The sequence below is a fragment of the Shewanella gaetbuli genome (assembly GCF_023284065.1).
Lineage (GTDB): Bacteria > Pseudomonadota > Gammaproteobacteria > Enterobacterales > Shewanellaceae > Shewanella > Shewanella gaetbuli.
In genome coordinates this window covers 123,746-146,059 of record NZ_JAKIKP010000003.1, presented here as the reverse complement: position 1 = coordinate 146,059, position 22,314 = coordinate 123,746, and the positions used below count along the sequence as shown (strand labels likewise).

Annotated in this window: 16 protein-coding genes; 13 read left to right on the top strand and 3 right to left on the bottom strand. The window is 41.8% G+C overall.

The window, feature by feature from the left end; genetic code table 11:
* Window positions 1-383: 383 nt before the first annotated feature.
* The 4 genes from L2672_RS05645 to L2672_RS05630 all read left to right on the top strand — a co-directional run bounded on the left by L2672_RS05645 (window position 384) and on the right by L2672_RS05630 (window position 6,416).
* A complete protein-coding gene (locus L2672_RS05645; protein ID WP_248994861.1) occupies window positions 384-1,385 on the top strand; it encodes a LacI family DNA-binding transcriptional regulator in 1,002 nt (333 codons plus the stop codon).
* Between the two features lie 416 nt (window positions 1,386-1,801).
* Complete coding sequence (locus L2672_RS05640; RefSeq protein ID WP_248994860.1) at window positions 1,802-3,295, top strand: lytic polysaccharide monooxygenase; 1,494 nt, start codon at window positions 1,802-1,804, stop codon at window positions 3,293-3,295.
* A gap of 242 nt (window positions 3,296-3,537) precedes the next feature.
* Window positions 3,538-4,599 carry a polysaccharide lyase family 7 protein gene (locus L2672_RS05635; protein WP_248994859.1) on the top strand — a complete coding sequence of 354 codons (1,062 nt, stop codon included), beginning with the start codon at window positions 3,538-3,540 and terminating at the stop codon, window positions 4,597-4,599.
* 167 nt (window positions 4,600-4,766) lie between these two features.
* A complete protein-coding gene (locus tag L2672_RS05630; protein ID WP_248994858.1) occupies window positions 4,767-6,416 on the top strand; it encodes a SulP family inorganic anion transporter in 1,650 nt (549 codons plus the stop codon).
* 80 nt (window positions 6,417-6,496) lie between these two features.
* Here the strand turns inward: L2672_RS05630 and L2672_RS05625 are convergent, their stop codons facing one another.
* Entirely contained in the window at window positions 6,497-7,177 is a 681-nt protein-coding gene (locus L2672_RS05625) for an oligogalacturonate-specific porin KdgM family protein (RefSeq protein ID WP_248994857.1), read from the bottom strand.
* A 508-nt stretch (window positions 7,178-7,685) separates the two neighbouring features.
* Between L2672_RS05625 and L2672_RS05620 the strand changes: the two genes are divergently transcribed.
* The 6 genes from L2672_RS05620 (at window position 7,686) to L2672_RS05595 (ending at window position 15,536) form a co-directional block, all read left to right on the top strand.
* Window positions 7,686-8,453 carry a gluconate 2-dehydrogenase subunit 3 family protein gene (locus L2672_RS05620; RefSeq protein ID WP_248994856.1) on the top strand — a complete coding sequence of 256 codons (768 nt, stop codon included), beginning with the start codon at window positions 7,686-7,688 and terminating at the stop codon, window positions 8,451-8,453.
* A gap of 3 nt (window positions 8,454-8,456) precedes the next feature.
* Window positions 8,457-10,226, top strand: coding sequence for a GMC family oxidoreductase (locus tag L2672_RS05615; RefSeq protein ID WP_248994855.1), 1,770 nt, complete (start codon window positions 8,457-8,459; stop codon window positions 10,224-10,226).
* Window positions 10,223-10,900, top strand: coding sequence for a c-type cytochrome (locus L2672_RS05610; RefSeq protein WP_248994854.1), 678 nt, complete (start codon window positions 10,223-10,225; stop codon window positions 10,898-10,900). The genes L2672_RS05615 and L2672_RS05610 overlap by 4 nt, the downstream gene beginning before the upstream one ends.
* Before the next feature lie 245 nt (window positions 10,901-11,145).
* Window positions 11,146-12,729, top strand: a complete 1,584-nt coding sequence (locus L2672_RS05605) for an alkaline phosphatase (RefSeq protein WP_248994853.1) — start codon at window positions 11,146-11,148, stop codon at window positions 12,727-12,729.
* A 13-nt stretch (window positions 12,730-12,742) separates the two neighbouring features.
* Window positions 12,743-14,653 carry an alkaline phosphatase gene (locus tag L2672_RS05600; protein WP_248994852.1) on the top strand — a complete coding sequence of 637 codons (1,911 nt, stop codon included), beginning with the start codon at window positions 12,743-12,745 and terminating at the stop codon, window positions 14,651-14,653.
* 115 nt (window positions 14,654-14,768) lie between these two features.
* A complete protein-coding gene (locus L2672_RS05595) occupies window positions 14,769-15,536 on the top strand; it encodes a hypothetical protein (protein WP_248994851.1) in 768 nt (255 codons plus the stop codon).
* 39 nt (window positions 15,537-15,575) lie between these two features.
* Here L2672_RS05595 and L2672_RS05590 read toward each other — a convergent pair whose 3' ends face one another.
* Entirely contained in the window at window positions 15,576-17,288 is a 1,713-nt protein-coding gene (locus tag L2672_RS05590) for a sensor domain-containing diguanylate cyclase (protein WP_248994850.1), read from the bottom strand.
* Window positions 17,289-17,640: 352 nt separating this feature from the next.
* Here L2672_RS05590 and nhaC point away from each other — a divergent pair, with 352 nt between their 5' ends.
* Window positions 17,641-19,119: a Na+/H+ antiporter NhaC gene (gene nhaC / locus L2672_RS05585; protein ID WP_248994849.1), complete on the top strand. Its 1,479-nt coding sequence runs from the start codon at window positions 17,641-17,643 to the stop codon at window positions 19,117-19,119.
* A gap of 9 nt (window positions 19,120-19,128) precedes the next feature.
* Here the strand turns inward: nhaC and L2672_RS05580 are convergent, their stop codons facing one another.
* On the bottom strand, window positions 19,129-20,037 hold the full coding sequence (locus tag L2672_RS05580) for a LysR substrate-binding domain-containing protein (protein ID WP_248994848.1): 909 nt from the start codon (window positions 20,035-20,037) through the stop codon (window positions 19,129-19,131).
* 169 nt (window positions 20,038-20,206) lie between these two features.
* Between L2672_RS05580 and xapA the strand changes: the two genes are divergently transcribed.
* Window positions 20,207-21,037 (top strand): xanthosine phosphorylase, encoded by an 831-nt coding sequence (xapA, locus tag L2672_RS05575; protein WP_248994847.1) that lies wholly within the window; start codon window positions 20,207-20,209, stop codon window positions 21,035-21,037.
* 8 nt (window positions 21,038-21,045) lie between these two features.
* On the top strand, window positions 21,046-22,308 hold the full coding sequence (locus L2672_RS05570) for a NupC/NupG family nucleoside CNT transporter (protein WP_248994846.1): 1,263 nt from the start codon (window positions 21,046-21,048) through the stop codon (window positions 22,306-22,308).
* The last annotated feature ends 6 nt before the right edge of the window (window positions 22,309-22,314 follow it).

Here is a 22,314-nt window from a genome sequence, read left to right as displayed (position 1 = left end):
ACACCTTTTTGTAAACGTTTACAATTTTAGTTTAATATACAAAAATACAATAATATACAAATATAACGCTCAATCATCACCTTAGGACAAACATCATATTAAGTATATTCAGTGATATCATTCAAAAAATAGAACCTTTATGACGCAATTAGACTAAACAGTCTTAAACTTTAAAAATAAAATAGAAACAAAACGTATAATCCAAACTTAACAAAATAGAATTAACAAGCTTCAATTACCGGAAAATCTTTCGATAAAAATGAACGGTTGCAGCCTAAAAAAACAAAATAACAAAACAGATTTATTTAATTGGAGAATATCACCTTTACCAAGACGGGTTCATAATATATAAAAGAAATTAAATTCAACTCTAATATATATATATGGCCACTATAAAAGATGTAGCAAAAGCCGCTAGAGTATCAATAGCCACAGTTTCAAGAGTAATTAATAATACGGATAAAGTTGGAGAAGTTAATCGCTCACGCGTTATTAACGCAATGAATCAATTAAATTATACTCCAAATGCTAACGCTAGGGCCTTAGTCAAACAAAAATCATCCACTATCGGCGTTGTTGTGCCTGATATAACCGATCCTTTTTTTGCATCTTTAGCTAACGGGGTAGAAGAAGTCGCCCGCGCATCAAAAATGCAATTATTATTAAGTACAGGTAAGCAGTCAGAGGCTTCTGAGCTTGAAGCGATAAATTTACTGATAGAACGGCGCTGTGAAGCCATTGTGGCATACAGTAAATTAATACCTGATGATAAGTTATGTTTATTGTCTAAAAAATTCCCAAGTTTAATCTTAATCGATCGCTATATAGCTGATATCGCAGACAGGTGTATTTGGTTGGATAATATTGAAGGAGGCAGAATTGCCGCAAGACACTTATTATCATTAAACCATCAAAAATTAGCCGTAATCAATAGCAACTATAAAATTGACGACCCGCTTTTACGCTTAACAGGATTTAAGCAAGTTGTTGAAAAACAAAACTTAACATTACCTAAAAACCTTGTTGTGAGTTACGAGCCAACACTCAAGGGAGGGGAATTAGCCGCACAAGATTTATTGGAGCAAAAGTTAAGTTTTACCGCAGTATTTGCTTATAACGATGCCATGGCCATTGGGGCAATATCGGTATTTGAGGATAATGGTTATAAAGTCCCTAGCGACATTTCCATTATTGGCTTTGATGATGTGTTACTTTCACAATACTCACGTCCAAAGCTGACAACATTACATTACCCAATAAATAAAATGGCCACTAACGCAGCCAAACTCGCGATTACTTACAATGCTGAAAATATTCAGCAAGGATTTGACTTTAAAAACACTCCTCACTTAATAAAAAGAGATTCTACCGCGTTAAAACGTTAAACATATCTCTTTAGAAATGTATTTCAAATAAATTGGTGTGTTAGCTAATCTTTTATCCACAGATCAGATTAAGCAGGTTCTGAATATGTCTTCCTAGCAAAATTACACGTTAAACTCTACGGCATAAATGTAAAAAAAATAAAAAATTCATAAACTTAATCAAAAACAAACATACCAATCTCGCCAGCTGTAAACACAAAAGCAACAGCAAATAATACAAACAACACCTCAATCGCTCACTTAATGAACACGTAGGGGTGAAATCACTATATTTGTCAGAAACTTACCTACTTTATCTTGCAAAGAATTTATAATCACACTCGGCCATTAAAACTTATAAGTTACTGTAAAAAATAGTTTTATATGCTTTTTATCATCATCCCAAATGGGGATACAAAACAATAAAGGTCTTTTTAATGAAAAGTACATCAATTTTAGGCGCAACGTTGGCTTTATCAGCCATACAACTTGCCTTCCCTGAACAACAAGCTCACGCTCATGGCTGGACAGAATACCCAGAAGCAAGACAATCTATTTGTTACGAGCAAGGTGGCCTGTGGTCTGGTACTCCACCTAATGCTGCTTGTGCACAAGCAAAAGCATTATCGGGCACTTATCCATTTGTGCAGCGTAATGAATATGCCATCAATATTGCTGCACCACATTACAATGATATGGATGCTGTCAAAGCCGCTGTACCTGATGGCAGCTTGTGTTATGCCAACGACCCACAAAAGAGTGGTATGGGTGCAGAGCATAGCGAATGGACACGTACAGAAATGCAACCGGGTACATTTGAGTTAGTGTTCAATGCCACCGCGCCGCACAACCCTTCATTTTGGCAGTTTTACCTCACCAAACCAGGTGTTGATGTCTCTAAGCCGCTTAAATGGGGTGATTTAGAGTTAATTCAACAATATGGCAATATCGCTGTAGACGGTGATAAAAAATACCGCATGGAAGTGACCATTCCAGCTGATCGCAGCGGTGATGCGATTTTATATACACGTTGGCAACGAGACGATACTGTTGGTGAAGGATTTTATAACTGTAGTGACATTACCATTTCAGGTGATGGCCCAATTGACCCACCGGAACCAGGCTTACCTTATTTAGAACAAGGCGAGGCATTTATTCCAAGTGATATTAACCTTACGACTCCAGCTCTGGGCGAGTCAGTTAACTACACCGTATTTAATCAAAGCGGTGAAGTACACAGCCACTTTTCATTAACCATTACCGCAGATAACCAAGCAGATTGGGATCGCTTGCTTGCATCTCAAGTCAATGGCTACTACGAAACCAATTATGGTGGACAAGTGTTTATTGGACGCTGGCATGCAGAAATGAATCACTATATGTATTTCAGAAATGAGCTACATAATAACTTCATCAACAGTAAAGATGGCCAAGCTTATGGTGAATTAAGCATTACCCCACCTAACGAGCACATTGAAGCAGTCATTACCCCAGCGGTGTTACGCACCATTGAAAACGCAACGGTAACGCATGGTGATTACGTGGTGCTGACACCTAAAGACAGTGTGGGCGATGTCGAATCGGTAAGTTGGCAACAAATCAGTGGTGCCCCCATAGAAACTGAAATCGGTTCAAACAACGAACTCATTATCAATACCGAGCATCTCGAAAATACCACTTATCAATTAAGCTTCGAACTAACTATTAATGGTGAAAGTGAACAAGATACTGCGGTATACAGTTTTACTATTGAACCCTCTGAGGAGACTCCTGCGCCTGGTCCAGGACCTGAGCCAGGAAATGACTGGAACTCAAGTACCGTTTATACCGGTGGAGAAACCGTGACCCATAATGGTCAAGAGTGGACAGCCCAATGGTGGACCCAAGGTGAAGAGCCCGGTACAACTGGCGAATGGGGTGTTTGGCGCTAATCGAGCTAAATCGCTTAGTTAACGACTAATAGCTCATTGATAAACGGCCACATGTTGGCCGTTTTTTATTATGGACATTTTCTTATGGCGATGTTTTACGATGACACTTAACACCATCGGACAATAAAAATGTGACCATCACCACCGAAGACAAGCTTAATACATGGTTCCGATCACACTATTGTAATACAATAGTATTGTAGTATCTTATAAAACTTGTCAGATATGAAAGGGTGAAAACCATGAAAAAGCGTTACCTGAGTTTGATCGTAGCAGGCCTTATGGCTGGCTGTTCTGCAACCGCTCCAGAGCCACAGGTTAAACAAGAGTTCAATTATGATTTAACCAAATACAATCTTGACCCTGCAAAAGCACCAGCACAAAACTTTGACCTATCAAACTGGAAAATTACCTTACCTGAACTCGCCACTGAAGGTTCAAAAAAGGGCAAGGCACTAGAAATTCAAAAAAATGAACTTGCCAACACCCAAACACCTTACGTACATGACAAATGGTTTTACACTGACCCCAAAACGGGGGCAGTCGTTTTTGTGGCTCCTAATGAAGCGCCAACAACCCCTAACAGTAAAAACACCCGTAGTGAATTGCGCGGCATGTTAGCGCAAAAATATGATGATCCTAAAAACAACTTTGTTGTGGCTTCACATCCAGATGCGGCTGAATATGGCGCAATTGGTGGTCAACTAAAAGCAACCTTAACTGTCGACCAAGTTAGCACCAGTGGTAACTACAAAAAGAACAATGCGTTTGCTGTTGTGATTGGGCAAATTCACGGGTCAGACAACGAGCCATTGAAAATTCTTTATCGTAAATTACCTGAGCATCAGTACGGTTCACTTTCTTGGAATTACGAGCTAAACCCAGTACCTGAACTGCAAGATGCCGTTGACGGTAATGGTAAAAAGTTGCGTAAAGACATACGTCATGACGTATTTGGTAAGCATAACTTACGTCAAGGTTCGGCTGATCCTGTTGACGGTATCCAACTTGGTGAAATGTTCTCTTATGAAGTGAATGTAAAAGGCGACATCATGCACCTAACCTTCACTAAAAACCCTGACTCAGATAACCCAGTCACTAAAACATTTGAGGTAGACTTGGTTAAAGGGAATTACCAAGGCCATGATGTTGACCAAGGTTATCAAAATGACTGGATGTATTATAAAGCGGGTGTTTACAACCAGTGTAATACTAAGAAATCTAGCTCCGATTGTGAGTGGCGTGGTATGGAAGCGGGCGATTATGCACAAGCTAGTTTCTATGAGCTAGAGCTAAACCAGTAATCGTTATTTCCCTACTCTATTAGTGATAGGTATACCTAAACCGTATCACTCATAATTAAACCGTCTGATAAAACATCACCAGGCGGTTTTTTATGTCATTTTGTGATTCATATCTCATTAAAATTTTGCTAAAGTCTCGTAAATTTTGCGTGTGGTAGGTTATCAACGTGTTTAAAGAGCGCTTTAAAGATATCAGTCTCAAAGGTGATTTATTTGGCGGTGTCACTACGGCAATTATTTCATTACCTCTTGCTTTAGCCTTTGGTGTTGCATCGGGCGCGGGCGCAGAAGCCGGTTTATGGGGAGCCATTCTTGTTGGCTTTTTTGCCGCACTGTTTGGTGGTTCATCAACCTTAATATCTGAGCCTACCGGTCCCATGACCGTGATCATGACCGCGATTTTAACCGCCATGGTCGCCAAATACCCCGAATCTGGTATCGCCATTTCATTCACAGTTGTCATGATGGCTGGAGCATTTCAGTTTTTACTGGGTATGTTAAAGCTTGGCAAATACGTCACCTTGATGCCTTATAGCGTAGTATCTGGGTTTATGTCGGGTATCGGTGTAATTTTAATTATTCTACAATTATCCCCTTTGCTTGGTCATGCTGCCCCCGCAGGCGGAGTACTAGGCACCTTAAATGCCTTACCCGACACATTAGCCAATATTGATTTTAAAGAGCTGTTTTTAGGACTATTAACCTTAGCCACGCTGTTTTTATTCCCGAAAAAATATCGTAAATATGTGCCTGCGCAACTCGTGGCATTAATTGCCGTTACCTTAATTTCAATCATTTTCTTCAGTGACGACAGTATTCGCCGAATTGGTGAAATTCCTGCAGGTTTACCTTCATTAGTTATCCCCCACTTTAACAGTGAAATATTCACCACCATGGTGATAGATGCTTTGGTGCTGGGCACTTTAGGTTGCATTGATACTTTGCTTACCGCTGTTATTGGTGACTCATTAACCCGTAAAGAACATGACTCTGATAAAGAATTGCGCGGCCAAGGCTTAGCCAATATGTTGTCTGGCTTTTTTGGCGCATTACCCGGTGCCGGCGCCACTATGGGTACAGTAACCAATATTCAAGTGGGCGCTCGCTCACCTTTATCGGGTATGACCCGCGCTGTGGTTTTAGCACTAGTCGTGTTAGTGGCTGGCGATTTAACCGAACCTATTCCTATGGCAGTGTTAGCAGGTATTGCGGTGTATGTTGGGTTTAATATCTTAGACTGGAGCTTTATTCAACGTGCCCATAAAGTCAGTATGGCAGGCATGGCCATTATGTACGGCGTGATGTTACTGACCGTTTTTGTAGACTTAATTGTCGCCGTAGGTTTAGGGGTATTTATTTCTAATATTATTATTATTGAACGCTTAAGCCGCGAACAAGCCCGTCAAGTTAAGGCCATTAGTGACGCTGATGATGATACCGTCCCGCTCACCCAAAGTGAGCGTGAACTGTTAGACCAAACTAAAGGCAAGGTTCTCTTCTTCTATCTTTCTGGGCCGATGATTTTTAGCGTATCTAAGGCGATTTCAAAACAGCATAGTAGTATTGATGATTTTGAAGCAATGATTTTAGACCTAACCGATGTGCCTATGATTGACGTAACCGTAGGCCTTGCACTTGAAAACGCCATAAAAGATGCCACCGACGCCAATTGTGAAGTGTTCTTGTTGTGTCCGAATCAACAAACTCGTGATCAACTCAATAAATTCCATGTTATAGACTCTCTACCAAAAGAGAAAACATTCCGCTTCCGCTATGAGGCACTTCAAGCTGCATTAGCCCATGTAAAAGAAGCATAAATACATTTCAGGACTGGATACTGAATAACTAAAAAAGCCCGAACTCTGGTTCGGGCTTTTTTATATTTTTAGTTCAAGAATTAGAAGCTATAACGAATACCGACTCGGCTTCTTAACTCTCTATCATTACTGTCATTAGAAATTGACACATCACCAAATTCAACCCAAGGGGTCCACTTACCCATTTTATAATTAATGGTTAAGTTATTTTCGTAATTGGTTCTGTCGTCATCATACAAAAGGTATTCAGAATTATCAGCGTAATAATAGTTACCCTCAAAATTGAATGACCATAAGTTATATTTATAAACAATATTGGCCGTATATCGATGACGATAACGCTTAATATCTTCACCCGGTTTTAAATCTAAACGATAACGCCCACTAAAAGACCAGCCTTTTAGCGCGGCAGGCTGATAAGTTAAACGAATCTGAGGCTTATAAGTCGAACCAGAGTTACCAAACTCAATAGGCATTCCGGGCGCTAACGTCCATTCATCATTCAGCTTAATTTTGTAACCTACATCAATCTCTGTACCATTAGATTGAAGGTTATCCATAAACTCGCCGTTCTCACCTTTGAATTTAAGCTCAAGTGAAATAGACAGGTTATTATCAAAGGTGTTACCCATTTTTATACGACTAGCATGTTGGTCCGTTTCGCCTTTATATTCATGACGAAAATCTATGGAAGCGGCACTTGCATCAAAACATACACTGCTCACAATAGCAGTAATTAACAACAGACTTCTAGATTGCATAAATAACCTCAATAAGTTGCTCCCCACCCCTTCTATTGTATTACAATACGATTATATTAATTGTCCAATACAATATATTTCTATTTGTGATCGCGCTCATTAACAATTGATAAACAAGCTAAAAATAAAACACACAGAACACCTCGAAGCCACAGAGCAGCAACATATTTAACAGTGTACCTACACATAAAAGCACCTTACAGAGACACTATTAGCAGAGAAGTTATCAACCTAAGTCTCTCAACAACAATAGCAGCTAGCTACAACAACATATCATTCAAAATGTAACGACCCATAACTTTATATCATTTGCCTTTCACCCTAATTAGAATATTAAATCAACGTCATTTTGTAATACAAAAAATGAGAAAAACAATCGATTAATATATTCCTAAAAATTGGCCCTATATATTTTGTATACATTCATATTTGGCAACTACACTTAAATGTGTTGGATAAATTTTAGCCACACAGACATAAATTACGCTTTCATGGAGGAAGTAGCTGGATGAAAAAAAATGAAACTGAAAAAGAAGAAGCCGTTGATGTAGGAAGGCGAACACTATTTAAAGCAGCGGGCTTAGTTGCCGCAAGCGCTGCTGTAAGCTCAACAGTCGCCACGAGTTCGGCTGTCGCTGATATCCCCCCGCATCATGACATGAAAGCTACGCAGTATGTTTTTTTGCATCCTGCAGAAGTGACCTTTCTTACCGCAGCTACCGCTAGACTGATCCCCTCAGATGCTAACACCCCCGGAGCACTTGAGGCCGATGTCACTAATTTCATCGATAAAGCATTAGCTAGCCCTTGGGGAGGTGGTTCTGATATGTACGTCAGTGGCCCTTGGAAACCAGGTACACCTGAACAAGGTTATCAACTTAAATTCACGCCATCAGAACTGTACCGCACCGCATTAACGGCCATCAATAAACAACTCGCCGCAGCGAATACCCCCTTTGATAAAATGACACAAACTCAACAAGATGCCTATTTAACCAAATTAGAATCAGGTTCAGTAGATTTAGACGGGGTACCCTCAGCCATCTTTTTCTCGATGTTATTGCAAAATACTATTGAAGGATTTTTAGCCGACCCTAGTTATGGTGGCAATAAAGATATGCTTGGATGGAAAGCGATTGGCTTCCCTGGGGCTTATGTGTCGTGGTATGACCTAGCTGACAAACATGGCATTAATTTAGATTCCAGAACCGCTAATCCAATCAGCATGGCAAATGCTCCAAAACACGATATGTCACATTCAGGGAAGGGGGAGTAACTTATGGCAAAAACACTAGAAGCGGTGGATGCCGTTGTTATTGGTGTCGGAATGAGCGGTTCAATTATTGCCCATGAACTAACCAAAGCAGGACAAAAAGTAGTGGGATTAGAGCGAGGTGCTGGTCGAAATACCGTACCTGACTTTCAAGCCCCTGCAATGCACGACGAGCTTAAATATTCTGTTCGTAAAGGGTTAATGCAAAGTGCTCAAAATGAAGCCGTTACTCTGAGAAATAACACTGATCAGACAGCTTTACCCATTAGACGATGGCAAGCATTTCTTCCTGGTACAGGATTAGGCGGTTCCGCAGTACATTGGAATGGTAATATTTGGCGTTTTCAAGAAGCTGATTTCGTACTGAAATCACATATTGAAAAACGTTATGGTAAAGATTTTATTGACCCAAGGCTGTCAATCCAAGATTGGGGCGTCACCTATGCCGACCTAGAGCCACATTACACGCGCTTCGAAAATCTTTATGGTGCTTGTGGTAAAGCAGGTAATATTCAAGGCAAAGTTCAGCCCGGTGGCAACCCTTTTGAAGCCCCAAGGTCAACGGAATATCCAAACAAACCGATGAAACAAACCTATGCCTGTAGCTTATTTTCTAAAGCTGCTGAAAGCCTAGGCTATAAACCTTTCCCAATGCCATCTTGTACCATGTCACAGCGATATACCAACCCACTAGGGTTAACTATGGAAGCCTGTGTAATGTGTGGTTTTTGTGAACGATTTGGCTGTGAACACAAAGCCAAAGCCAGCCCACAAACCACCATTTTACCTGTATTACTAAAAAGTGATCTTTTTGAGCTCAGAACCCATGCTCAAGTTCAAAAAGTACAACTTGATAAACAAGGTAAAAAAGCCACTGGCGTGACCTATATTAATGCTGCCGGAGAAGAGGTATTTCAACCTGCAAAACTGGTAATTATGAGTATGTTCTCACTTAATAACGTACGCATGATGCTGTTATCTGGTATAGGTAAACCTTACGATCCTAAAACACAAACTGGTGTTGTAGGCCGCAATTATACCTATCAAACCATTAGTGGTGCTCAAGTCTTCTTTGATGACGATGTTAGAGTTAATCCATTTATGGCATCTGGCTCAACCATGTCAGTAATTGACGAGTTTTCTGGAGATAATTTCGACCATTCAGAGCTCGGTTTCATTGGAGGTGCTTATCTTTATTCCAATATTACCAACGGTCAGCCCATAGGTTTTCACCCCGTACCTCCCGGAACACCTCGATGGGGTCAAGAGTTTAAGCAAGCCATGCTGAAACACTACAATCACACGGTAAAACTTGGGGCTCATGGCTCTTCCATGCCCACGCCAACAAACTACCTTGACCTTGACCCAACCTATAAAGACGCGTGGGGACAACCCTTATTGCGAATGACATTCGACTTTACTGAAAATGATATAAAAATGTCGGCTTATATCACCAGTAAACTAGAACAAATAGGTAAAGCTATGGGAGGAAAACAAGTGGTCGCCAGTCCAAGAAAAGGCCCTTTTGATAGCAATATATATCAATCCACTCATAACTGTGGCGGTGCTGTAATGGGGGCAGATCCCAAAACAAGTGCAGTTAACCCCTACCTCCAATGTTGGGATGTCTCCAATGTGTTTGTGGTGGGTGCGTCAGCCTTTGTACACAACGGAAGTTACAACCCCACGGGTACATTAGGTGCGCTAACCTACCACGCCGCTGAAGCATTAACCACTAAGTACCTAAAATCACCAGGACCATTGGTATCATTATGATGAGAATACATATCTTTAAAGCCTGTTTATTGGTCGTTTCAAGTGCCGTCATGTTGCCATCCATAGCAGCAACGCCACTAACTGCTGATATTAATGCAGGTAAAACATTAGCGAATCAAGGTGGAGGAACTACTGCTCCATGCATGACATGTCATGGAGTAAACGGTGAAGGTATGGCTGTTAGTAACTTTCCTCGTTTAGCCGGTTCAAGCCAATATTATTTACGTAAACAGTTAGAAGACTTTAGATCCGCTAAACGTCAGCAACCCTTAATGCAGCCTATGGCAGCCGGACTTAATGATCAACAAATACTGGATGTATCGGCTTATTATGCAAGCTTGCCCTCGACAAACTTGCCCGAGCCAACGGCGGTAGACCCTAAAGCCTATGCTGCAGGTGAACAACTTGCCGAGCGAGGAGATATTGAACGTCAACTTGTTGCTTGTGCAAACTGTCATGGTCCACAAGGAATAGGCCTTCCCCCAGCTATTCCAGCATTAATAGGTCAAAGTAGCGGTTATATAGCTGCACAACTGAATGCATGGCAACAAGGCCAACGCAAAAATGATGATGGCGGGTTAATGGCTGAAGTTGCCAGTAATTTAACCGCTGAAGATATTGCTGCAGTAGCCGCATATTACTCGGCTGTCCGCCAAAATGAGGCTAAACCTTAACAGAGTAAAGAGTTAATTTAATATTCTAAACATGAAAAAGTCATCAACAGCTAAGTTGGTGACTTTTGTGTTTCTGTAATAAGGAAAAACCACTTCCGCCCCCTATTCACACCTCTGTCATAATTTAGACTCAAAAATATCAATTTACTGTAAGCGATTAGTCATAACCGAACTCTATGCTGCTTTGCGTCTCTTTAGTGAAAAACCCAATAGAACGCAACTCGTCAAATAGGATAGACAACGTAATGAATAATACCTTCAAAGCATCATATGCCGTGCTTGCATTAGTTGTTTCAAGTGCACTTAATGCTGACGTACTGCCGTCATATCAAACAAACAGCGCTTGGTATACTGACGCACAAAACAGCATTAACAAAAAGCTCAATAGTAACAATCAGTTTAAAGCTAAAAATGTCATTATATTTGTTGGTGATGGTATGGGTGTTTCAACCCTAACAGCAGCGCGCATTTTACAAGGACAACAAGCTGGAAATAATGGTGAAGAAGGCTACCTCAGCTTCGAAACATTTCCTCATACCGCGTTGGTTAAAACTTACAATGTTGATGCACAAACACCTGACTCAGCTGGCACCATGACGGCCATGATGTCAGGCTTAAAAACCGATGTAGGCGTTATTGGTGTTGATGAAGACATTGTTCGAGGCGACTGCTCAACGGTTGCTGGCAATGAAGTGGTTTCCGCACTTGAGCTAGCCGAAATTAAAGGCTTATCAACTGGTATTGTATCTACCGCACGCATCACCCACGCCACACCTGCAGCCACCTTTGCAAAGTCAGCAGACCGTAACTGGGAAGATATTTCTGACATGCCTGAAGATGCGGTTACTGGCGGCTGTAAAGATATTGCCGATCAATTAGTTAATTTTGAAGCTAACCTAGAGGCTCGTTTCAAAGGCGTAGACGTTAATGGTATTGAAGTGGTAATGGGGGGTGGTCGCCGTCACTTTTTACCCAAAGATGCCAGTTTTAACTCTTCTGATGCCGTAAGTGAAGTAGAAGGTGACAGAACCGACGAACGTGATTTAACTGCAGAATGGCAAAGCCAATATAGCAATGGGGTTTACGTTATGGATCAAGCCGGTTTTGATGCCATAAATACCGAGTCCACAGAACGTGTAATGGGGCTATTTAACGAGTCACATATGCAATACGAAGCCGACCGTCAAAATGACATTGCCGGTGAACCTTCAATAGCCGAAATGACCTCTAAAGCCATTGATATATTAGACAATAACGACCAAGGCTTTTTCTTAATGGTGGAGTCAGGCCGTATTGACCACGGTCATCATGCTGGTAGTGCTTATAACGCCTTAACTGACACGATTGCACTGTCTGATGCGGTAAAAGCCGCGGTAGAAAAAACAGATCCTAACGAAACACTTATTCTCGTCACAGCCGACCATGGCCATGTGTTTACCATTGCAGGTTACCCCAAGCGCGGTAATCCAATTCTTGGCAAAGTGGTAGGCATTGGTAGTGACAAACCTGCAACAGCGTCAGACGGCCTACCCTACACCACCTTAGGCTACACAAATGGTAATGGTATGCATGACTTAGGCTCAGAAACCAACGCAGATGCAGGTTACAGCGAAGAGATTAACGCAGGTAGACAAGACCTGACTAATGTCGACACAACAGCCTCTGGTTTTCATCAAGAAGCCTTAATTCCAATGAGCTCTGAGACTCACTCTGGAGAAGATATCGCACTACACGCTCAAGGCCCCGGAGCACAATTGGTACAAGGTGTCGTTGAACAAAGTGTTGTATTTCATCTTATTGAGCAATCTCTAGACCTAATTCAAGAATAAGCAGGATAACTAAATGAAAAACCTAAATTTAACGCTAGTTGCCATAGCCATAATGAGCTTAACCGCCTGTTCAGATGGCGATGACGGACAAAACGGCACAGATGGTTCAAATGGTGCCACTAGCCTGATCACCCAAACAGCACTGCCCCTTGGCGATGCTAACTGCCCTAATACAGGGGTAAGAATCGACTCAGGTGTCGACACTGATGCAGACGGTACGCTACAAGCAAGCGAAATTAGCGCAACAGAATATGTTTGTGCCCCAGGAAAAACCAGCGTAAGCAGTAATGAGTTGCTAACCAGTGTTAACAACGAATGGTTTCTAGCTGGCCAACAGCAAATTGCTAAAGCACGCCAAACTTGGTTAAACGCAACCGCTTCTGAGGCTGGAGCAAACTCGCAAGCTAATAACGCTAAAACAGCCAGTACATTACAAGTATCGCAAGCGGCCAATTTAGCTTCACTAAAGGGAACGGCTAAAAACATGATTTTATTTGTAGGTGACGGTATGGGTATTTCTACCGTCACAGCAGCACGTATTTTAGAAGGACAATTAAAAGGCAAAATGGGTGAAGAACATAACCTGTCTTTTGATACTTTTGCGTTCTCCGGGTTGGCTAAAACCTACAACGTTGATGCACAAACCCCTGATTCAGCAGGCACTATGACCGCAATGATGAGCGGGGTAAAAACTGACGCTGGAGTCATTGGGGTGAATGAGCAAGTTGAGCGTGGCGACTGTAGCACAGTGGCTGGAACTGAACTGGTTACGGCCCTTGAGCTGGCTGAAATTGCCGGTAAATCAACAGGCATTATTTCAACCGCGCGCATCACTCACGCAACCCCTGCTGCCACTTATGCCAAATCAGCAGACCGTAATTGGGAAGATATTTCCGATATGCCAGCAGAGGCGGTAACAGCAGGCTGTAAAGATATTGCCGATCAGTTAGTCAACTTTGAAGCGAATCTTGAGGCCCGTATTACAGGTGCAGATGTTGATGGCATTGACGTGGTGATGGGTGGTGGTCGTCGACACTTTTTACCCAAAGACACCGCATTTAATTCTCCCGATGCCGTCAGTTCTACCGAAGGTGATCGTACCGATGGTCGCGATCTCACTGCAGAATGGCAAGCCAAGTATGCCGACGGTGTTTATGTTTATGACCAAGCCGGATTCGATGCGGTAGACGCCAATAGCACCAAGCGTTTAATGGGCTTATTTAACGAGTCGCATATGCAATATGAGGCTGACCGCCACAACGACATTGCAGGTGAACCTTCAGTAGCCCAAATGACCGCTAAAGCAATTGATATTCTTGATAACAATGATGAGGGTTTCTTCTTAATGGTCGAGTCAGGTCGAATTGACCATGGTCATCATGCAGGCAGTGCTTATAACGCGTTGACCGACACAATTGCCTTTTCAGATGCCATAACAAAAGCCGTTGAAATGACCGATATGTCAGACACATTAATCATTGTTACCGCCGACCATGGCCATGTATTTACCATTGCTGGTTACCCTAAGCGAGGCAACCCAATTCTGGGGAAAGTGGTGGGAGTTGGCAGTGAAGAACCTGCTACCGCTTCAGATGGCATGCCATACACGACTTTGGGTTACACCAATGGACGCGGCTTTAAAAACTTAGGCACAGAAACCGATGCTGACGAAGGTTATGGCCATGATATTGCTGCAGGTCGTCATGACTTAAGCGATATTGATACTCAAACAGCGGGCTACCATCAAGAAGCATTAGTGCCAATGAGCTCTGAAACCCATGCTGGTGAAGATGTGGGTATTTATGCTCAAGGCCCTGGGGCATTATTGGTTAACGGCACCAATGAACAAAGCGTGGTTTATCACGTAATGGACTTTGCTGCAGACTTAACTACTCAAGCTAACGCAGCTTTAGCAGCCAATTAACCTTTAGCAATACAAAGCAGGGCATTGTTTTGCCCTGCTTTATTACTAACAAACTTGTGTTCATCAACTTGGTAAACAACCGCCAATGCTTAATCTATTGCATCGAGAATTTATTGTGAAAAACAACTACCTATTAACACTCGCCTTAACTACAATTTCCGGTTTATATTCAGCACAAACCTTTGCCCAGTGTGAATTAAACCCAGATATCCTTAACGCTAGTTATCAGCTTACATCATCCTCAAACCAAACAGCCAAAACAGTGCATCAAAGCCAAATTAACCTTTGGCGTCAGGGAAACACCGTTGCGCACCAATATCCACAAACTGACATTACCGAGTCTTGGTATTTGCTGGCTAATCAACAAATAAAACCCAGCCGATATTTTGATGGCTATCAACGTGCTATTGAGTATCAACCGGGTGAAGTGGTTCACGGAAAAACTGAAAAAGATTGGTCTTATCGTTACCAACTGGTATCAAACAAGCTTATTGAGCAGCTCACCTTAGTTAACGAGTCGGGACAAGGCTGCAAGCGTACTCAAAGGTTTAGTAAAAATTCACCAAACGGGTTAGTAACGTTAACTTGGTTACCTGAGCTCAAGCTAATTAGCCAATTTAGTTGGCAACAAGGCAAAGGAAAACAGCAAGTAACTGAAGACTGGAAATTGATTGAGGTTGGGCATAACCCCGCTACTATTAAGGCGTTTTTCAACAATTTATCTCAATACAAAACCACAGATTATGCCGACATTGGTGATGACCATAGTGATCCATTTTTAACTCAAATGGTCACCCTAGGTTTTGTTGAGCATGGTGCTAGCGGGTTTTATGATGTACAAGGTCATGCCCTTGAAGCCAATGGCCACCAGCATAGCCATTAAATGACTCATTCAGTGATTCGCATCTCATCGGGAAAAACATTAGATTGAAAAATCGGTTATCGCGGTCTGTTCAATAACTTGATTTTTGCCGCTATTTTTAGCTTCATACAAAGCTTTATCAGCGGCATTTATCATGGTTTCAAAGCTGTTGAGTGACAAAGGCTCATTGCAATATTGGCCATCAGTTGAACCGGCTACGCCTATACTCGCAGTAACCGTTAACGCCTCACCTTGAGCGGTTAAGTCAATGGCTTCTATTGCCGCCCGCAAACGCTCAGCTTGTATCATGGCGCTTTTTTGCGAGGTTTCAGGTAAAAATATGATAAATTCTTCACCGCCCCACCTAGCCGAAATATCACCTTTACGGCATGTTTGAACAATAGCTTGAGCCACGGATTCCAATACTTCATCGCCTTTACTGTGACCATAAATATCATTCACTGACTTAAAGGCATCAAGATCAATCAATACCACGGAAATATCTCTTCCGTTTCTGACAATCTGTTGCCGAGTAGATTTGGTCGAGCCATAAAACCCGCGACGATTATTTAATTGCGTTAATGGATCGGTATGAGCAAACTTTTCAGCAACCACCTTTTCAAGTTGCGCCACTCTAAATTGTCGCGCCAAAATCGACGCTAATAGAATTGCCTCAAACGCCATCCCCACCTCAATGGCTTTAAAGGTGTAATCGTTATACGGCACTAGAATACCCGCAACAGCCAAGGTAGAAACGGTAATACAAATTGCCGCTGTAACAGAAGATAAAATAAAGATCATCGCAAATGGCTTTTTGGCATAAAGCGCCTTGACACCCATCGCGATAAATAACAATACAAAACAACTATTTAATAAAAATGATAATGCCATTGCAAATAGCAACTGATTAAACACCAGTCCAATTAGCATACCCAATGGAATATAAATAGTAGTCCGCACAATGAAAGCATCTAACTTAGGGGCATAGTCAATGGTTTGCAGTAATGAACGACCAAAATGAAGCCCTGCCACGCTATAGGTGATCATTAAAAAAATATCGACCCAGTCTTGAAAGTAAGGGCCAAAATCAGCGGTAAAAATGGTGTGCAATTGCCCAGTATACGACAAGCTATTAAGCACAAAGCCCACTAGATACAAGCCATATAAGCCATATTCTCGACGACGAATAAAGGCAAACAGCACTAAGTTATATAATGCTAAAGCCACCATAATGCCGTACAACGCACCAAACTGATAACCGCTGGCAATATCACGACTAATGGCCTTTTCAACCGAGTTAAATTGCACCGGCAACGCCATCGGCCCCTTAGTTTCAACCCGCATAATTACTTGAGTCACGCCCACAGGATATGCATGTTCAAACGCATAATATCGATATTGCATAGGCCTTTTGGCAAACGCTACACCATCGCCACCTTTGACATGAGTTAACACTTCACCATTGTGAATTAACCAAGTATCAATGTAATCAATCCAGGGGGTTTCGACTGACAAGCGATAAAGCAGAGCTTCAGCGGTAGTGTTATTTATTGAAAAGGTCATCCAAACCGGATCAACACCAATCCCCAAAGATATAGAGTGGCTGGTTCCTTTAGTGAGCTCTTCAGTTTGAAATTTTTGCCTAGCTTGTTGGAGGGAGATTTTACCATCACGTTCACGAAAATATTCAATGTGCTTTCCCATACTACCATGGGACAAACGGGATAAATCAACAGGCTCAGCCACCGAGACAAAACTGACTTGAATCAACATTAGCACCAAAAAAAAAGCCCAAGATGCCCATGAAAAATAACGGTCATGTACCAACGGTTTATTGTTTTTATTATTACGGAGGCTAAAAGTAAACATAAGTCATCGAAACTTTAGTTAACAAATTGTAAAAAATAATCATACCACTGAAAAGCCCAACAAACGAGAGCCACTTAAGCCTGTAATTCATCCTTAACAAGCAAACTGAAACTTAAGCTAGGTCAAAGACTCGACTTATTGATAAGACTTATGTCAGGATAGCGCCAAAACAAATTATTAACAAAAGTAACAATCAGCATTAAGATAATTTGTGCTGCATAAATTGATCATAATAAGAATAACGACAAGGATCTTCATGTCTTCGCAACCGCAATCAATCACTAAACAACCTAGCTTATTAGATGCTCTTATCCCACTATTTGCCTTGATATTGATGTTAGCGGCAGCGGTATATTTGTTTTCATCAGATAGCTCCTCTGGCGCCAACCAAATTGCTTTAGTGCTAGCGGCTTGCATCGCTATGATTATCGGTTTCAAAAATGGTTTTAGCTGGAACCAAATGGAGCGAGGCATCGTTAAAAGTGTTGGTGTGGCCACTGGCGCCTTACTGATTTTGTTTAGCGTGGGGTCATTAATCGGCACGTGGATTTTAGCCGGTACCGTTCCCACCATGATTTACTATGGCATGACCATATTAGACCCACAGTACTTTTACAGTGCTTGCTGTATTTTATGTGCCATTGTAGCCATTAGTATTGGCAGCTCATGGACTGTGGCAGGCACATTAGGTATTGCGTTAATAGGTATCGCTTCAGCTATGGGGTTAGATATCAACATTACTGCGGGAGCCATTATTAGTGGCGCCTATTTTGGCGATAAAATGTCACCGATGTCTGATACCACTAATTTAGCGCCAGCAGTAGCAGGCACAGATATTTTCAGCCACATTAAACACATGACATGGACCACTGTACCCAGCATTATATTGGCGTTGATTGGGTTTACTATTTTAGGATTAACCGCTGAAGCGTCACCGGTGAAAAGTGAACTGAGTCAGACTCTTGAATTACTTGAGCAACACTATAACGTCGGGGCTCACTTATTAATTCCGCTATTCGTGGTGTTGTTTCTAGCCAATAAAAAAATGCCCGCCTTTCCCACCGTTATTATTGGCACCTTAGCTGGGGCTCTTTGTGCAGTTATTTTTCAGTTCGATAATGTAGTCGATTATGCACAAACCCCTGACTTATTGCCTGCTGTTGCAGTAATAAAAGGGATTTGGATTGCCATGTTTGACGGCTACGTGGCCAATACCGGCAATACAATGCTCGACAATTTACTCAGCCGTGGCGGTATGAGCAGTATGGTCACAACCGTGTGGCTAATTATTTGCGCAATGGCCTTTGGTGGGGTGATGGAAGTGACTGGATTACTAGGGCGAATCCTGCAAAGTATTCTGTCTTTAGTGACCAGCACCTCCAGTTTAATTATTACCACATTAGGCGTGTGTATTGGTGCGAATGTGATTACTGCCGACCAATATATTGCCATTGTGTTACCCGGTAGAATGTTAAAAATGGAGTACACCAACCGTAAACTTGCCGCAGTTAATTTAAGCCGTTCATTAGAAGATTCAGCCACCGTAACTAGCCCGCTAGTGCCGTGGAATACTTGCGGTGCGTTTATGGCCAGTACTCTGGGAGTGGCAACCATAGCCTATCTGCCCTATGCTTTTTTCAATTTGATTTGCCCATTAATTAGTGCAACTTATGCTTACTTCAACGTTAAAATTGAGCCATTAGTAGAGCCTGTAGAAACACCAGCGGTAAGCTGATAATGCATATTATTGTGCTTCAGAAATGCACTTTATGAATAACTGGGCAGCGTCTGAGTAAGAATGGTTATCATAAATAGCACACAAACTGGCAGGAATTTTTTCTTTTAAAGGAACAAATTGAATCCCCTCCCATTGGTGGGCAGTAAAACTTGATGCCACCACGGCAATACTTTGGCTAATGGCCACATATGCCATCAAACTTGTAGGTTCAATAAACTCTTTACCCACTTCAGGAATGAATCCCGCTTGAGTACATTCATTAATTATCAGCGCCGCTGAAGCAGAGTTTTCACGGCGCATAAAACTGAATCGTTGATTACGTAATGCCGATAAGGTGGTTATTTCTTGCTGGGCTAACGGATTGTCTTGCGCCACAGCCACCACAAAACACTCATTGGTTAAGGGTGTGCTGGATAGAGGATGAATCTCTAAAGCATCAGCAAAACGCACTAAGCCTATATCAATGTCTTTATTTAAAATGGCGTGCTTTTGTGCTCGTGGTGACATTTCAATAATATCCACCTCGTAGTCAGCATACTGCTGATTAAAGCTTTTCACCATTTCACCCAACCCTGCCCAAAATGCCGAGCTGACAATTCCTAACCGAATATGTTTACTCTGTTGGCGATCGGCATGCTTCACTTTCTGCATAGAGTGTTCAACAGATCGAAAAATGTGATCACACTCTAACTTCAGTACCTTACCTGCTGTGGTTAAGCTCACATTTCTGGAGTTTCTTTCCACTAATGCAACCCCTAAAACCGCTTCCAACTCTTTAATTTGAGAACTTAATGGCGAATTAGTGATGTTCAAATTATTAGCTGCTTTGCCAAAATGTAAGGTATTTGCTAGCTCAAAAAAATAACGCAGCATTTTAAATGTCACTTTATCTATGAATTCATTATGTTTTTTCATAAAGCGTTTCTCACCATCTATTCTCCTCCCTTCGAGTTTGCTTAAGGAGCATTATCTCATCGCAAAACCATGCTGAAATATAGCATGATTAAGCGGTTTTTAACGATGTTTAGCAAAAATAGCTTTGTTAGTATCGATGAGGTCAAACACTAATGTTTTCGAGGTAATCATGAGCACAGATCCCGTCGTTGTCGCAATTAACACTATCAAACAACATAAACCTAACTTTGAGCCGAAAGCCGCCTTTATTCTAGGTTCAGGTCTAGGCGTCATAGCCGATGAGTTACAAGATAAAGTAGTGATTCCTTATGAGTCATTAGCAGGCTTTCCTGTTAGCACAGTTCAAGGTCACTCTGGAGAATTAGTGCTAGGTACCATGAATGGCGTTGATGTGATTTGTATGAAAGGTCGCGGCCACTTTTATGAGCATCAAACCATGAAAGTGATGACCACTCCAGTGCGTGTTTTCAAGCGCTTAGGTTGTGAATTTTTACTGGTAACTAATGCTGCAGGCTCATTAAGACCCGACCGCATTGATGTTGGTTCATTGGTGGCATTTAGTGATCATATAAACACCATGCCAGAATCGCCAATGTGTGGCCCAAATGATGAAGAATATGGCCCACGTTTCTTTAGCCTTGCCAATGCCTATGACAAAACTTTACGGGCAGAAGCGCTTACGGTGGCAAGCCAAAATGACATTACTTTAAATGAAGGTGTTTTTGTCTCTTACACCGGCCCAAATTTTGAAACCCCTGCAGAAATTCGCATGATGCAAATTATTGGCGGCGACGTGGTGGGAATGTCAGTGGTTCCTGAAGTGATTTCTGCAGCACATTGCGGCTTGCCGGTTTTAGCCATTTGCGCCATTACCAATATGGCCGAAGGTTTAGGCGATGTAGAACTGTCTCATGACCAAACATTAAAGTGCGCCAAACTCGCTGAGGGCAACTTTATCATCTTAATCAATGAGTTTATGAAGAACCACTTTAACTCATAGGAGGCGTTATGTTTGCTATCGGCTTTTTAGGGATTACCGCGCTACTGGTGATTGGTTATTTATGTTCAACTAACCGTCAGGCTATTTCACTGCGCGTTGTTGGGTCAGCTTTTGCTTTGCAAATGGCCATCGGCGCACTGGTGTTATATGTGCCAATTGGCCGCTCAATTTTAGAGGGTATGTCCCATGGTGTTCATGCTGTATTAGACAGCGGTAAGTCAGGTATTCAATTTTTATTTGGCAATCTAGTTAACTTTTCAGTTGAAGGTATAGGCTTTGTTTTTGCCCTTAATGTGCTGCCGTTAGTGGTATTTTTCTCTGCTTTAATTTCAGTACTTTATTACCTAGGCATAATGCAATTTATTATTCGCATTATTGGCGGAGCTGTTGCTAAAGTGGTGGGTACAAGCCAAGCAGAGTCAATGTCGGCAGTATCAAACGCTTTTGTTGGTCAAAGTGAAGCGCCCCTAGTAGTTAAACCTTATATGCCTAAAATGTCCGATTCTGAGTTTTTTGCCATTATGTGTGGTGGTATGGCGTCAGTTTCTGGTACGGTTTTAGCGGGTTACGCTATGATGGGAGTCAATATGGAATACCTACTTGCAGCCTCATTTATGGCGGTTCCTGGCGGTATTTTATTTGCCAAAATTATCGTGCCTGAAACAACTACTCCAACTTACACCATTAGTAAATCGATTACATTTACCGACAAACCGCCGGTAAATTTACTGGCTGCTGCCGGTGAAGGAGCAATGAGCGGTCTAAAACTTGCTGCCGCCATTGGTGCAATGCTAATTGCCATGATTGGCTTAGTTACCTTAGTCAATACTATTTTAGGTGGTGTGGGCGATATATTTGGGGTCACCTTAACCTTAGAGTTAATTTTAGGTTGGATATTCGCGCCATTAGCTTTTTTACTGGGTGTACCTTTAGCTGATATAGGTATTGCAGGTTCGATGATTGGCAAAAAGTTAATTGTAAATGAGTTCGTCGCTTATTCAGATTTGTCACCTTATTTACAAGATCCTAAAATGGTTGCCGAAGCCGGCTTACAAGTTTTAGATGAAAAAAGTAAAGTGATAATCAGCTTTGCCTTATGCGGTTTTGCCAACATTGCCTCAATGGGTATTTTGATTGGAGGCTTAGGTACACTTTGCCCTTCACGTAAAGACTTTATTGCACAATACGGTGTACGCACTCTTATTGCAGCGAGTTGCTCTAACCTGTTAAGCGCTGCTATTGCAGGGATATTTATTTCATTTACCTTGTAATCTCAC